Source organism: Nocardia carnea (assembly GCF_029869215.1).
In the GTDB taxonomy this organism is placed as follows: Bacteria; Actinomycetota; Actinomycetes; order Mycobacteriales; family Mycobacteriaceae; genus Nocardia; species Nocardia carnea_B.
The window spans coordinates 1-14874 of sequence record NZ_JARWPM010000185.1; the positions used below are offsets into that span (position 1 = coordinate 1).

A 14874-nucleotide genomic window follows, 5' to 3' on the forward strand; every position below is an offset into this window, starting at 1 on the left:
TCCGTGGGGGCCCCCCCCCGCGGTCGTGTTGTTCGGCTGTCGGGTCAGGCGACGGGGGTGGGTTCCGGGGTCGCCGGCTCCTTCGGTTCGTCTTCCTTGCGGTTGCGGCGGATGCTGGAGAGGACCGCGGCGCCGATGAACGCGACACCGATGAGGCCGGTGATGAGTTCGTGGACGTGGATATCGCCGACGGTGATGAGCAGGATCAGCGCCAGGGCGCCGATGGCCCAGTGGGCGCCGTGCTCGAGGAACACGTACTGGTTCAGCGTGCCCTGGCGGACCAGGTAGACGGTGATCGACCGGACGAACATGGCGCCGATCAGGCCGAGGCCCAGGGCGATGATGATCGGGTCGGCGGTGATGGCGAACGCGCCGATGACTCCGTCGAAGGAGAACGAGGCGTCGAGGACTTCGAGGTAGAGGAACAGGAAGAACCCGGCCTTACCGGTGGCCTTGGCCAGCTCCGAGGGGCCGCCGGCGGCGTTTTCGGCCTGTTCCTCGACGTGGAACATCGAGCCGAGGCCGTCGACGGCGATGTAGAGGATCATGCCGAGCAGGCCCGCGAGCAGCACGGTGGAGCGGGTGTCTTCGTGGGCGAGGAACTCTGCCGAGAGCACCAGGCCGGTGCCGGCCACGACGACCGACATCATGTCGAGTTTGCCGGCCTTGGCCAGGGGGCGTTCGATCCAGGACAGCCATTTGATTTCCCGGTCTTCGAAGATGAAGTTCAGGAACAGCATGGCCAGGAACATGCCGCCGAATGCCGCGATCTGCGGGTGGGCGGCGGTGAGCAGCGTTTCGTAGCTGGGTGAGCCGTCGGGGAAGTGTGAGGCATCGCCCGGCGGTGGATTGAGTGCGAGATCGAACGCCTCGACCGGGTTCAGGCCCGCGGTGACCCACACGATGGCCAGCGGGAAGATCAGCCGCATACCGAAGACGGCGATCAGGATGCCGATGGTGAGGAAGATCTTCTGCCAGAATTCACTCATCTTTTCCAAGACGGTGGCGTTGATCACGGCGTTGTCGAAGGAGAGGGAGACTTCGAGGATGCCGAGGATGAGGCAGAGGGCCAGGGCGGTGGGGCCGCCGTAGAGGAACGCCACCACCAGCGACAGCACTGTGACGACTATGGAGAAACCGAATATTCGCAGGACCACGCTGGGACCTTTCGTGTGCGGTGGCCGGACTGCGGTCGGTATCCCGGCCGTTAACGAGAAACCTGGTCGGCGGCATCCGGAAACCTCTGGTCACCAGCGTTACCGCTCTTGTCACCAGCGTTACCGTAGACCGCCGTTTTGTCCAATTTGTCCCCTCCGCCTCGTTGGGGAGGCGTGAATGAGGGGGCCCGTTGCCGGACCCCCTCACGCTACCCGGAGGTGCGGATCGTCAGACGTTGACACCGTAGTCGCGGGCGATACCGGCCAGGCCGGACGCATAGCCCTGGCCGATGGCGCGGAACTTCCACTCGGCGCCGTTGCGGTACAGCTCACCGAACACCATGGCGGTTTCGGTGGAGGCGTCCTCGGAGAGGTCGTAGCGGGCCAGCTCTTCGCCGTTCGCCCGGTTCACCACGCGGATGTAGGCGTTGCGCACCTGGCCGAAGGACTGCGACCGGCTCTCGGCCTCGTAGATCGAGACCGGGAAGAAGATGCTCTCGATGGTCGGCGGGGTGTTCGCCAGGTCGACGTTGATGACCTCGTCGTCGCCCTCGCCCTCACCGGTGGTGTTGTCGCCGATGTGCTCGATGCTGCCCTCGGGCGACTTCAGGTTGTTGAAGAACACGAAGTGCTGGTCGGACACGACCTTCTTGTCGGCTCCGGTGGCGATCGCGCTGGCGTCGAGGTCGAAGTCGGTGCCCGTGGTGGTGCGCACATCCCAGCCGAGGCCGACGGCGACCGCGGTGAGCCCCGGAGCCGCTTTGCTCAGCGAGACGTTGCCGCCCTTGGACAAACTGACACCCATGCGGGATTCCCTTTCGTAGTTGTCTGCGATTCCCAGCATGTCCGAAATCGCCGGGTACGGAAACGACAGTAGTGGTTTTCGGTGGAGTTGCGTAGCGTCATGCGCCCATTCGAAGCCGGAAGCCCACTTGCACCGGCGATATCGAGCGGCGGGAACGGCCGGGCCCGCAATCTCATACCATCGGGTCTGTGGCAGGCCGCAGGCGTGGATGGTTCCGGTCGGGCGAGGATCCGTGGTTCGAACAGGCACGGTCGGCGCTGACTACGGCGTTCCTGGATCTGGACCGGCGGCAATCGGCCGCCGACGCGGCCACCGTCGCCGCCGAGGAGATTTTTCCCGAACGGGAGCTGGGCCGGGCGTGGGCGCCGGTGCGGGACCGGTGCTATGCCGCCGGTGAGGCATATCTCGCGCTGACCGCGGAAATCGAGCGGGCCGAGCAATCCGGGGAGCGCATGCCGGGGCGGCAGGAGCGGGTGGATGCCGTGGTACGGCAGCTCGGGGCGGCCGCGCAGGAGGTGGACCGGTTCTACCACGGGGAGCGCGCCCGGCTCGACGAGGCGGTCGCGGTGCACCGGGCGGTGCCGGATCTGGTCGTGCGGGTCACCGCCGAGGCAGCACGGGTGCGCGGGCAGGCCGCCGAATCCGAGTACGCGGCGTATCCCTCGGTGCGGGCCGCGGCCGCCCGGGTGGATGAGGCAATCGTCACACTGGAAGCGGTGCCGGCCGCGGAACGGGGCCGGGTACGGGCCACGGCCAACCAGTTGGACGCGGCGACCACCGAACTGTCGGAAGCGTTGGCGCAAGCCCCTTCTCGGGAAGGCGCGGCGCGTAACGCCATCGCCTCGGTGACCACCCGCATCGAAGCGGTACGCACCCGCGCCGAACGGCTGGGGCCCGCGTACTCTGCCCTGTTGCGCGAGTTCAATGCTGCGAGTTCGGCCGATCTGGCCGAGAATGAGCGCGCAAGCCAGCGTCATATCACCGCCGCGGAAGCCGCCCTCGCCGGAGCTCGTGCCGCCGCGGCCGAGCACAACCCGGAGCCGGCCCTTGACCTGACCACGACTGCGCGCGGCCACCTCGCCGACGCCGAACAACTCGTCGATGCCGTCACCAAACGGCTGACCGAGTTGCGAGCGGTGCGCGACGATCCGCGTGAACGCGCCGAGGCCGTACGGTTCCGGCTCCGGGACGCGCAGATGCTCGCTGTTTCCCGGGGGTTGGTTGCCGAATGGGGTTCGGTACTGGACGCTCAGGTCGAGCGGCTCGACCGGGTCACCGCATCGCTCATGGGGCGGCACCCCGACTATTGGGCCTATGTGAACGAACTCGACACCATCACCGAATTCATTGCCGGTGTGGTGGAACGAATGCGCAGACAACCGGGACAACGAGGATGAGACGGGGGTTCGATGACCGCAGGCATGGCCATCCGGCAGGAAGTTTCCCTGCACAAACGGGTACCACGCCGTCATTTCCGGCAGCTACAGGGTCCGGATGCCCGGGCCCTGTTCCATCGGCTGCCCGAATCGATAGACGACGATGCCGATCGTGAGCTGCTGGCGTTGGCGCTGGGCGCCACCCTGTACGTTCCGGCGACCCGGGATGACCTGACCGCGACGATCGTGCGGCGCGCGGAACGCGGCGTGTGTTCGATGGTGATCGACCTGGAGGATGCGGTCGCCGATCACGAGGTCGCCGCCGCCAAACAGCAGGCTGTGCGAACCCTCGAGGAGCTGGCGCGGCGCCCCGATCCGAGCCCGCTGCTGTTCGTCCGGGTACGCGACGCCGATACCGTGCCCGAACTGCTCGACCAACTGGGTGCGGGCGCCGACGTGCTCACCGGTTTCGTCTTTCCCAAGTTCGACAGCGCATCGGCACCGAAATACCTTGCCGCGCTGGCCGCGGCGGTCGCCGCGCGACCCGACCGGCCGCTCTACGGCATGCCGGTGCTGGAATCGCCGGCGCTGGTGCACCGGCAGACCAGGGATTCCGAACTCACCCAGATCGCGGCGCTGCTCGCCGAGCATCGGGAACGCATTCTGGCGGTCCGGATCGGCGCGACCGATATGTGTGCCACCTTCGGTATCCGCCGCGACCGCGACCTCACGATCTACGACGTGCGGGTGATCGCCGATGTCATTGCCGATATCGTGAACTACCTGGGCCGCGCCGACGGAACGGGTTTCGTGATCACCGGACCGGTCTGGGAGTACTTCGCCGACCACGAGCGCATGTTCCGCCCGCTGTTGCGCACGGCGCCGTTCGAGGAATCCGATGCGGTGCCGTTCCGCAGTTATCTGGTGAGCCGCGACCTCGACGGCCTGCTGCGTGAGATAACCCTGGACCGCGCCAACGGTATCCAGGGCAAAACGGTGATCCACCCGTCCCATGTGGCGGCGGTGCACGCGCTGTCGGTGGTGACGCACGAGGAGTACACCGATGCCCTGGACATTCTGCAGGTGGAGGTCGGCGGGGTCGCCGCTTCGGGCTACCGCAACAAGATGAACGAGATGCGGCCCCACCGCAGCTGGGCCGTGCACACCCTCGCACGTGCCCGCGTATTCGGGGTCGCGAAGAAAGGGGTGTCCTTCGTGGACCTACTATCAGCGCTGGTCACCGTATGAGCGAGTCAGGCCCGGAGGCGGTAGCGGAGCGTGACCACGTAGGGCCCTCGCTCATACGCGACGAGCAGAGCATGAGCGAGTCGGGCCCGGAGGCGGTAGCGGAGCGTGACCACGCAGGGCCCTCGCTCATACGCGATGAGCAGAGCATGAGCGAGTCAGGCCCGGAAGGGCACTGGGCTACTCGGGTGCTGGGGATCGAGTTGCGGCACCGTGAATGCTTCCGGCACGGCACGGTTCCCGACGCATTGCCCGCGCGGCCGGTGATCACCGATCTGCTCCAACCCGGGTTGCGGAAGAATCCGCGGCGCGCGCATCTGCTGGTTTCCACCGTGCTCGGTAAACATCTGCCCACCGATCCACTGGTGGTGCGCGATGCCGGTGACCGGCTCGGTGATCTGGTGCGCGCCGCGCTCGGCGAGTCGGACGCCGTCGTCCTCGGGTTCGCCGAAACCGCGACCGGTCTCGGGCACTGCGTCGCGACCCGGATCGACGCCGCCTGCTATCTGCACTCGACCCGCCGAGTCGTCCCGGGTGCGCAGACGCTGACCGGGTTCGAGGAGGGGCATTCCCACGCGACCTCGCATCTGCTGCAGCCGATGCCCGGTGATGTTTTCACCGCCGGGTTGCCGCTGGTGCTGGTCGACGATGAGATTTCGACCGGTGCCACCGCGCTGGACGCGATCGCGGCGTTGCACGAATTCGCACCGCGGACGCGCTATGTGCTGGCCGCGCTGGTCGATATGCGCACCGATGCCGACCGGGCCCGGTTCGCCGAGGTTGCTGCCGAGCTGGGTGCGCGGATCGAGACCGTCTGCCTGGCCACGGGCAGTACGCTGCTGCCGGACGGCCTGGTCGGAACGGTGCTGGATCTGCCGGAGGCCGAGCTCAATCCGGTCGCCGGGACCCGCGGTGGTACGGCGCGGATCGAACTGCCCTGGCCGGTGGATGTGCCCGAAGGTGGCCGGCACGGTTTCCTGCGCAGCGACCGGGCGGGTTTCGAACAGGCCGGCGCCGGTATCGCGAAAATCCTGCGCGACCAGCTCACCACCGAGTACGCCGGGCGCCCGGTGATCGTGCTCGGCCACGAGGAGCTGATGTATCTGCCGCTGTGCCTGGCGGTATCGCTGGCGGAATCGGGAATCGCCGTGCGGTACCAGACCACCACCCGCTCACCGGCTTACGTCCTGGACGAGCCGGGTTATCCGCTGCGGCGCGGCTTCCGGTTCCAGGCCCCCGAACCCGGGGAGGAGCAGCCGCGCTTCCTGTACAACGCCTGCTGGCCCGGCGACGATACCGCCGATCCGGTCCTGGTTTTCGTGGTCGACACACCGGGCGACACCGCGCTGCTCCACGCACCAGGCGGACTGGTGGAAGTACTGACCGCCGCGGGTTCGGATGTGCTGGTGGCTGTCCTTCCCAGCGCCGACCCGGGCGTTCTCGAGTCGACCCGGACCGGGGCAGGTAACCAGTCGGCGTCGCCCACCACGGCGGACCCCGAACCGGCGCCGGCACGGCCCGCGGCGGCTGTGGCCGAGCTGATCAAAACGGCTGTGGCCGATGCCGAGCCGGCCCGAGCGGCAGCCGCCGTGCTGACCGGTGCGGCAGCGGCTGAGCTGGATGGTGCGGCAGCGGCCGTGCCGACCTGTGCGGCAGCGGCCGAGTCGAACGGTGCGGCTGTGGCCGGGCCGGCCGGGAATACTGTAGTTGCGCTGCCCGGCCCGGCCGGTGGACCGCGGCCGCTGTACGGTCCCGACTTCGGTTCCTACGCGCCGGAGGATGTGGCGTGGCTGCTGAAGGATCTGTCGGACGCCGAGCTGGAGGCCGATCTCGCCTATCGTGAGCAGCGGATCCAGGCGGGGGTCGCGCACTATGCCGAATCGCTGCCGATCGAGTACCAGCCCGACGCCGCCTATCGTGAACTGTTCGACCGGGTGCTCGCCGACAGCGCGCGGCGGCTGGCCCTCGCGGTGGGCACGGTCGCTGAACTGGTGGTCGCCGAACGCGGTACCGGGATCGTGCTGGCGTCGCTGGCCCGGGCGGGTACACCGATCGGCATCCTGATCCGCCGCTGGCTCGCCGGCGGGTACGGCTCACGGCCGGGGCTGGACATCCCGCACTACGCGGTCTCGATCGTGCGCGACCGCGGTATCGATGCCGTGGCCCTGGACTATCTGGCCCGGCAGCACGACCCCGCCGCGGTGGTGTTCGTCGATGGCTGGACCGGTAAAGGCGCCATCGCCAAGGAACTCACCGCGGCGCTGGATGCCTATCACGCCGCCGGCGGCGCCCGTTTCGACGACGACCTCGCCGTCCTCGCCGATCCCGGCCACTGTGTGCGCACCTACGGCACCCGCGACGATTTCCTGATCGCCTCCGCCTGCCTGAATTCCACCGTCTCCGGGCTGGTGTCGCGCACCGTGCTGAACCGCGATCTGATCGGCCCGCAGGATTTCCACGGCGCCAAGTTCTATGCCGACCTCGCCGCCGACGACGTGTCCGGCCGGCTCATCGATACCGTCACCGCGGCGTTCGATTCGGTCCGCGATGAGGTGTCCGAGCAGGTCGCGCGGTTGTGCGCCGCCGACCGTACCCCGACCTGGGCGGGGTGGGCATCGGTGGAGCGGGTGCGCGCCGAATACAACATCGACAGTGTGAACTTCGTGAAACCGGGGGTCGGGGAGACCACCCGCGTTCTGCTGCGGCGGGTGCCGTGGCGGGTGCTGGTGCGCGCGGCCGATGCCCCGGAGCACGCGCATATCCGGCTGCTGGCGCAGGCCCGCGGTGTGCCGGTGGAGGTCGTGCCGGACCTGGCCTATTCGTGTATGGGTTTGATCAAGGATGTGCGGCACTGATGGCGACCCCGAAACCGGTATTGATCGCGACCGATCTGGATCGCACGATGATCTACTCCCGCAATGCCTTCGAGGCCGCCGCGCCCGAGACCGTCTGCGTGGAATATCTCGACGGCGCCCCACTGTCGTATATGACCGTGGCCGCCGCGGCCGCGATGGCCGAACTCGCGACGGCGGCTGCCGTACTGCCCACCACCACCCGCACCATCGCGCAATTCGACCGGATCCGTTTCCCCGGTGCACCGTGGCCGTTCGCGGTGACCAGTAACGGCGGAAACATCCTGGTGGACGGCGTACCCGACGGGCGGTGGCGCCGAACGGTCGATACCGCCGTCCGGGCCGGCGGCGCCACACTCGCCGAAGTCGGCGCCGCGCTACGCGACCGGATCGACGATTCCTGGGTGCTGAAATACCGCGAGGCCGACGACCTGTTCTGCTACCTGGTGGTGGATCTGGCTGCCACCCCGCCCGATTTCCTGACGGAATGGGACAGCTGGTGCCGGCCGCGCGGCTGGTCGGCGTCGCGGCAGGGTCGCAAGATTTACACCATGCCGGTGGCGGTGTGCAAGAGCCGGGCGGTGGCGGAGGTCCGGGCGCGGCTGATCGCGAGCGGTCGCCTCGATCCGGCGGCCGTGACCCTCGCCGCCGGCGACGGCGCGCTGGACGCGGAGATGCTGCGGGCCGCGGACCGGGGGATCCGGCCGCGCCACGGTGAACTCGAAGAACTCGGCTGGACTCATCCGGGTATCGAGATCACCTCCGCCACGGGAATCCTGGCGGGGGAGGAGATCGTCGACTGGTTCACCGCCGCGGTACCGGGCCGCGTCGCCGAACCCACCGGTTAGACCCGGCTCAGAGCATGCGGCGGCGTGCCCGCTCCACGGTTCGCGCCCGGCGCAACGAGATCCGGGACCAGACGAAGTTCTGCAGGGCCAGCGTCGCCCAGCCGGCCAGCGCCATGCCGGCCAGATTCACGACCAGCTGCAGGACGCTACCCCAGACCGCGGACCCGATGCCGAAGGCCAGACCCAGCGCGATGTTCCCGGCCGCGGGCACGGTGGTGACCGATATGAATACGCCCACCAGCGCACCCGCTTTGGCCGAGGTCAGCGAGAGCACCCCGGCGGCCGCGGCGATCAACGCGACCACGAACGACCACTTGTCCGGCGTGTAGATGAATGCCGTCTCCGGGCGGTCACCGGTGACCACGTCGACCGTGATCCAGCCGAGCGCGCGCGCACCCAGGGCGGCGATGAACGCGAGGAAGATGGCCACCGCGAAGCCCGAGAGCAAAGTGGCGATCGCCCGGCCGAGCAGGGCACCCCGCCGGCGGACCAGCGCCACCCCGAGCGCGGCGATCGCGCCGAACTCCGGACCCAGCACCATGGCCCCGATCACCAGGACCTGCGAATCGACGACGATCGCGATACCGGCGAGCACCGTCGCCAGCGTCATGAAACTCAGGTAGGTCCAGTTGAGTTCGGTTTCCTCGTAGGACTTCTGGGTGACGTCCGCCCAGACCACCGAGTCGGCGCTGTAACCCGGGGTCCGGATCTCGGCGAGATACCCCGACAACGATATCCAGGTGCGCACCGGCTCCAGTTCGATACTGCCGTGGTGGTGCAGGCCCGTCGCCCGGAGCTTCTCGACGATATCGTTGGCGGCCTCGCGCGCCAGGTCGGCCAGGATCAGGTCGCCGGGGGGCCGTAGGGCGCTACCGCGCACGCAGGCCAGACCACTGACGGCGTCGTCGGATTCGAGAATGGTCAGCACGTCGTCGGTGAATTCGGCCGGCGACATCACCCGCAGATGCAGCATGCGCCAAGTCTGCCCGGGGAGCTGGGCTTTTCCTACACGGACGAACCGGACACGGCGGGCGGGTTTCCGATCGGGGTCCTTGCCTGCCTGCCGGGTGGAACTCCGCTGGCCTTCCGCGGTGACCTGCCGCTCAGTACCCCTGCTGGCCCTGCAGTTGCTGCGCGATAACACCCTGCAACCGCTGCAGGCCGGGAACGGTGATCCCGCTCTGCAACTGGCCTTCGATCGTGCGGATCAGGGCGTGGTCGCTGAGCACCTTCTCACTCGACTGGATCAGCACAGTTCCCGCACCGGTGAAATCGAACTGCCGCTCCTCCCCGGAATTCACGCCGAACGCCGCCGCGCCGGCCGCCAGGAAGCCGGACACCCAGCGCTGGTCGTAATGGTGGCTCGGCGACGGGCAATCGGCCCAGCCCACCAGGGATTCCGGGTCCACCCGCAACGGCGGCTCGGCGAAGATCACCGGACCGTTCGAGGAGGCCAGGAACTTCCCGGTACCGATCAGGGTGAGGAAACCGGGCACGATCGACTGGTTCAACGACAGTCCCGGCTCGAACGCCAGCAGGTTCGCCGCCCGGATGGTCAGGTTGCCGTCGTCGAGATCGTAGGAGTTGATGTCGTAGCCGCGATCGCCGATCAGCAGTTTGCCCTGCCCCTCGGCGACCACATAGTCGCCGGTGAACAGCGGGGCGGAGAACTGATTCGCCACCATATGCAGCAACTGGCCCTGCAGGCCGTGGGTGAGCATCTGGAAACGCATCTGGCCGTAGTAGGCGATCATCGCGCCCTTGCGCATGAACCACGGTTTCACCAGGTCGATGCAGTAGGCGTAGCTGTTGCCGGGGATATTGTCACTCTCGCCCAGGGTCATCGGGCTGAGGATCTCGCTCACAGTTTCTCCTCCGAGGCCTGGACGTAGACGATGCCTTGGCCGGCGCATTGCAGCTGCATTGCCTCGCCGGATCCGCGCCCGACCGCGTCGCGCCAGCTCATCGCCGTCTTCAACTCGGTCTGTACGTTGCCGTAGGAGGCGATGAACGCCTGCGGGTCGACCACCACCGGATTCGGCCCGCCGACCTGCAATTCGAGGTAGCCGCCGTGGGCGAGCAGGACCGCACTACCGTGCCCGGAGAGTTGCGTGGTGAACATGCCCTGACCGGTGAGCGCGCCGGAGGCGGCGCCGCGCAACGCCCCCATGAGACCACCACCGCCGCCGCCCCCACCGGAGCTCATCACCGAGACCACCGAAGTCTGCAGTCCGGCGGTGTAGGCCAGCAGACGAGAGGCTTCCACCTGCAGTACCGCCCCCGGCTGCACCGGTACCACCTGGACTTCCAGTCCGGCGAACCCGTAGTGGACCTGCCCGGTGCCCTGGGCCAGCATGGTGCGCTGGTGTTCCCCGGCCATCATCCGGCCCGCCATCCGCACCAGCCCGCCGCCACCGCCCATCCCGGCGCCGCCGGGTATCTCGTGCGGTGCGAAGGACACGTCGCCGGTGTAGAAGAGCATGCCGCCGGCCCGGGCGACCACACCGCCCGCCGCGCCGATATCGACCTTGACGACCTTGGAGTTGATTTTCTCGAACATGTCCTACCGTTCCGCCGGCTGGATCGAGACCACGCCCTGACCGTCCCACCGCAGCGAGAAGGCTTCGCCGCCGTCCTGTCCCATGACCGACCGCCAGGAGACATCGGTGACGAACGACTGGTTGAGATTCCCCCGCGCCGCGACGAACGCGTCCGGGTCCACCACCAGCGGGAACTGCGGGGAAACCTCGAGATGGATGAGCGGCCCGCCCGCCGAGAGCAAGGCGACCTGTCCCTGGCCGCTCACCGTCGTGGTGAAAAGGCCCTGCCCGCTGGACGCGCCGCGCACACCCGCGAACCGGACATCGGTGCGCAGATTCCCGGCGAAGGCCAGCAACTGCTGTGATTCGACCTGCAGCGTCTCGTTGTTCAGGTTGACCACCGAGACGTACTGTCCGTTGACCGCCAGGAAAACCCGGCCCTGACCACCGCATTCCATCAGCGACAGCTTCTCGCCCGTGGCCCGGCGCTTCATCCCCGCGAGCACACCCTCGCCGCCGCCGAACCCGGCGGATTTGAACTGTACGGCGCCCTCGTAGGCGACCATCGAACCGGAGATCGCCCGGATGCTCGAGTTCGCGAGATGAGCCTCGACTACCTTCTTCGACTGTTCGAAGAGTTGTGCCATAGAGAATTCGCCTGTCGCGTTCAGTGGGCATGAGCGAGGGCCCTGCGTGGTTACGCTTCGTTTCCGAGTTCGGGGGGCCTGGCCCGCTCATGCCATGCCCCGAGCGCCGAACCCACACGGCGCTCATCCTTCGCCGCTACCCTAATCGGCGCAGTTCGATCGCGTCCATCCATCCCGGGCGCTCCCCGACAGGTGTTAACGAGATTCGTGGTCGGCGCGTTTCTCGTACAGTGGCATGACACGCACCGACAAGCGAAGGGTCTGACTTGTCCGCAACACTCGCCAAGGGCCAGAACGGTCCACTGGCCACCAACGATGTGGTGATTTCGATTCAATTGGCCGCTCCGGCCGATCTGTCCGCACTATTGGTCACCGAGCAGGGCAAGGTTCGGTCCGACGCCGATTTCGTGTTCTACAACCAGCCCAGCGGTCCCGGCGTGAATCTGCGGCCGGGTCCGGCCGGTCAGCCGGCTTCGCTGGCGGTGAACCTCGGCGCGGTACCCGCCGATATCGCGCAGGTCCGGGCCGTCATCACCCTCGACGATCCGAACGCGAATTTCGGCCGCTTCGCGCCGCCGGTCGCCTATGTCTCCGACCAGTCCGGTACCCAGTTGTTCGAGTACCGGATCGACGGCCTGGCCTCCGAGTCGATCGTGATCGCGCTCGAACTGTATCGCCGGCAGGGCGCCTGGAAGGTGCGGGCAGTCGGCCAGGGGTATGCCGGCGGTTTCGCCGCGCTGGTCACCGACCACGGTGTCACCGTGGACGATTCACCCGCGCAGACGCAGTCCGCGCCGCCGCCACCGCCGCCGGCTCCGCAGTCCGCCCCTCCACCGCCGCCCACCCAGCAGGCATACCCCGCGCAGCAGCCGCCCACCGCGCCCTATCCGCCGCAGGGTGGTGGGTATCCGCCGCCGCCCGGTCCGGGTTATCAGCCGGGTGCTCCTGCACCCGCACCGGTTCCGGCGCAGCCCACGGGTGAGATCAGCCTGAGTAAGACGGGCCCGGTGAGCCTGCAGAAGGGGCAGCGGGTCAGCCTCCGCAAGGAGGACGGTGTCGCGCTCACCTTCGTGAAGATGGGCCTGGGCTGGGATCCGGTGCAGCAGCGGGGCATGTTCGGCAGCCGTACCGTCGATATCGATCTGGACGCCTCGGTGGTGATGTTCGCGGATATGAATCCCGTCGATGTCGCCTACTACGGCCAGCTCACCTCGAAAGACGGCTCGGTCCGCCATCAGGGTGACAACCTCACCGGTGAAGGTGCCGGCGACGACGAGGTGATCCTGGTCGACCTCACGCGTATCCCGGCGCACGTCAACAGCCTGGTCTTCATCGTGACCTCCTACAAGGGCCACACTTTCGGCCAGGTGCAGAACGCTTTCTGCCGGTTGATCGACGGCGCGAACAACGCCGAGCTGGCGCGCTATTCGCTCACCGGCGGCACGCCGACCACCGCGATGGCCATGGCGAAACTGTTCCGCGCGGGCGCCGATTGGAAGATGCAGGCCATCGGTGAAGGTTTCAACGCCAAACATCCGGGCGAGGCGATCCCCCAGCTGGGCCGCTTCCTCGGGGCGTGAGCGAGTCGGGCCCGGCGGTGGCAGCGGAGGAGAGTAACCACGGCGGGCCCTCGCCGACGCCGAATGGGCAGAGCGTGAGCGAGTCGGGCCCGGAGACGGGAGTGGAGCGTCACCACGGAGGACCCTCGCTCACGCCGTGCGTGAGCGACGGAACGGGGGAAACGATATGAAGCATTTGCAGGCGGGCCAGAACATCACGCTCGACGGTGGACGGGCCCGCTTCCAGGTGGACGCGGCGGTACCGCTGACGGTTTCGGCACTGGTGGTGGCCGCGGATCTACGAGTCACCTCGGCCACGGACGTGCTGCTCACCGAGCGGCCGGTGGGTCCGGGCGTGCGGCTCGAGGGCTCGGCCGTGGTCGTCACGCCGGCGGAGGTACGGGCGGACGCCCAGGCGGTGCTGCTGATCGCCTCGGCGCCCGGCGTCCCCGGCAGGGTGACCGCCACGCTGACCGAAAATGATCTGCCGGTAGCGGAATTCGTCATCACACCGCAAGCGGGGGAAACCGCGCTGATCTGCTTCGAGCTGTACCGGCGCGGCGCCGGCTGGAAGCTGCGGGCCCTGGGACAGGGGTATGCGGGCGGACTCGCCGAACTGCTACGGGCCCACGGCGCACAGGATTACGTATCCGCGGCGCCGCCGGTCGCGGCCGCCGCGGCTACGGTTGCCGACGCCACGGTGCCCGTTGTATCCGCGGCACCGGCGCAGGCCGAAACACCAACCCTGGAGGTGGGCCACGGGCTGGAGCGCCTGTGGATGATCTTCGAGGACGCCGCACGTTCGGCCGCGGCCCTGGAATCGTCGCGCAGTTATGCCGCCGACCGGCTCGACCAGGAGCTTTCCGCAGCGGTATCGGACCCGGCGACCCGCAACACTCCCGCCGCCGACGCGGCGCGTTCGGCCGCGCAACGCCGCTACGACGAGCTCATCGCCGCGGCGGAAGACCGCTACCGCGGCGACAGCGCCCAACTGCAGCGGGAACTCACCGAGGCGGACGCGATGCTGCCCGCGGCGCTGGCGTCCTGGGACTCCCCGGCCTGGGATCGCCCGGCCACCCCGTCCGACGGAATCCGGCTCGGCGAGCTCTACGCGCCGGAACGTGGCGCACTGCGCGTTCCGTACTGCGTACCGGTTCCGCTGAACCGGCCGCTGTGGGTCGATACCGAATCCGCCGCCGCGGTGGCACCGGTGATCGGCGCGCTACTGGCCCGGCTGCTGCGGGCCGCGCCGGGCCGCCGCACGGTGGTCGACATCATCGACCTCACCGGGGCGTTCGCCGGATTCACGGGCATGCTGGCGCCGGTGCTGGCCGGGCCGCCGATCACCGATCACACCGATATCTCGGCGCGGCTGCAGCATCTGGTGGATGCCGCCGAACTCGCCGAGATGGCCTACAACTCGGGGCAGGGCGTTCCACCGGCCGAACACCGGATCCTGCTGGCGGCGGATTTCCCGCACGGCTACCAGTCCACGGACGCGCAACGCCTGGTCGCGCTGCTGGCCCGCGGCGATCTCATCGGATTGTCGACGGTGATCGTCGGCGCGAACGAATCCGAGTCGCACGACAGCACGGTGGCGGCACTCTCCCGCGCCTGCCGCCATCTGCCGACGCTCACCGGCACCCCACTGTTCGATCCGTGGACCAACAACGCCTGGCAACTCGACCTCGACCTGCTACCCCAGGAGCCCGAACGACGAGCCCGGATACTGAGTTTGATTGCGCCGCCTCCGGCGGCGCCGGGGGGGGGGGGCGCCCGGGCCGCGGGGGGGGGGGGCCCCCCGCCGAGGCCGCGGCGCCGCGGGGGGGCGCGGGGGCGCGCAGG

General features: G+C 68.4%; 12 protein-coding genes. 6 read left to right on the top strand and 6 right to left on the bottom strand.

Features of this window, described 5'->3' with window-relative positions; genetic code table 11:
- Window positions 1-44 precede the first annotated feature (44 nt).
- Window positions 45-1157 (bottom strand): DUF475 domain-containing protein, encoded by a 1113-nt coding sequence (locus QH276_RS12470; protein WP_280397059.1) that lies wholly within the window; start codon window positions 1155-1157, stop codon window positions 45-47.
- Between the two features lie 229 nt (window positions 1158-1386).
- Window positions 1387-1962 carry a TerD family protein gene (locus QH276_RS12475; RefSeq protein ID WP_280397058.1) on the bottom strand — a complete coding sequence of 192 codons (576 nt, stop codon included), beginning with the start codon at window positions 1960-1962 and terminating at the stop codon, window positions 1387-1389.
- A gap of 188 nt (window positions 1963-2150) precedes the next feature.
- Between QH276_RS12475 and QH276_RS12480 the strand changes: the two genes are divergently transcribed.
- The 4 genes from QH276_RS12480 to QH276_RS12495 all read left to right on the top strand — a co-directional run bounded on the left by QH276_RS12480 (window position 2151) and on the right by QH276_RS12495 (window position 8283).
- A complete protein-coding gene (locus QH276_RS12480) occupies window positions 2151-3359 on the top strand; it encodes a hypothetical protein (RefSeq protein WP_280397057.1) in 1209 nt (402 codons plus the stop codon).
- A gap of 12 nt (window positions 3360-3371) precedes the next feature.
- The gene (locus QH276_RS12485) at window positions 3372-4586 is read left to right on the top strand and encodes an HpcH/HpaI aldolase/citrate lyase family protein (RefSeq protein ID WP_280397056.1); all 1215 of its coding nucleotides are present in this window, start codon (window positions 3372-3374) and stop codon (window positions 4584-4586) included.
- 146 nt (window positions 4587-4732) lie between these two features.
- A complete protein-coding gene (locus QH276_RS12490) occupies window positions 4733-7438 on the top strand; it encodes a phosphoribosyltransferase (protein WP_280397055.1) in 2706 nt (901 codons plus the stop codon).
- Window positions 7438-8283 (top strand): HAD family hydrolase, encoded by an 846-nt coding sequence (locus tag QH276_RS12495; protein WP_280397054.1) that lies wholly within the window; start codon window positions 7438-7440, stop codon window positions 8281-8283. Before QH276_RS12490 ends, QH276_RS12495 begins: the two co-directional genes overlap by 1 nt.
- Before the next feature lie 7 nt (window positions 8284-8290).
- Here QH276_RS12495 and QH276_RS12500 read toward each other — a convergent pair whose 3' ends face one another.
- From QH276_RS12500 to QH276_RS12515, 4 genes are all read right to left on the bottom strand, one after another.
- Complete coding sequence (locus QH276_RS12500; protein WP_280397053.1) at window positions 8291-9256, bottom strand: DUF389 domain-containing protein; 966 nt, start codon at window positions 9254-9256, stop codon at window positions 8291-8293.
- 130 nt (window positions 9257-9386) lie between these two features.
- Window positions 9387-10127: an AIM24 family protein gene (locus tag QH276_RS12505; RefSeq protein ID WP_432278556.1), complete on the bottom strand. Its 741-nt coding sequence runs from the start codon at window positions 10125-10127 to the stop codon at window positions 9387-9389.
- Window positions 10128-10144: 17 nt separating this feature from the next.
- Window positions 10145-10843 (bottom strand): AIM24 family protein, encoded by a 699-nt coding sequence (locus QH276_RS12510; RefSeq protein ID WP_280397051.1) that lies wholly within the window; start codon window positions 10841-10843, stop codon window positions 10145-10147.
- A 3-nt stretch (window positions 10844-10846) separates the two neighbouring features.
- The gene (locus tag QH276_RS12515; RefSeq protein WP_280397050.1) at window positions 10847-11470 is read right to left on the bottom strand and encodes an AIM24 family protein; all 624 of its coding nucleotides are present in this window, start codon (window positions 11468-11470) and stop codon (window positions 10847-10849) included.
- 266 nt (window positions 11471-11736) lie between these two features.
- Here QH276_RS12515 and QH276_RS12520 point away from each other — a divergent pair, with 266 nt between their 5' ends.
- Window positions 11737-13050 carry a TerD family protein gene (locus QH276_RS12520; RefSeq protein ID WP_280397049.1) on the top strand — a complete coding sequence of 438 codons (1314 nt, stop codon included), beginning with the start codon at window positions 11737-11739 and terminating at the stop codon, window positions 13048-13050.
- Window positions 13051-13216: 166 nt separating this feature from the next.
- A partial coding sequence (locus QH276_RS12525; protein WP_280406737.1) for a TerD family protein occupies window positions 13217-14874 on the top strand: 1658 nt, incomplete at its 3' end.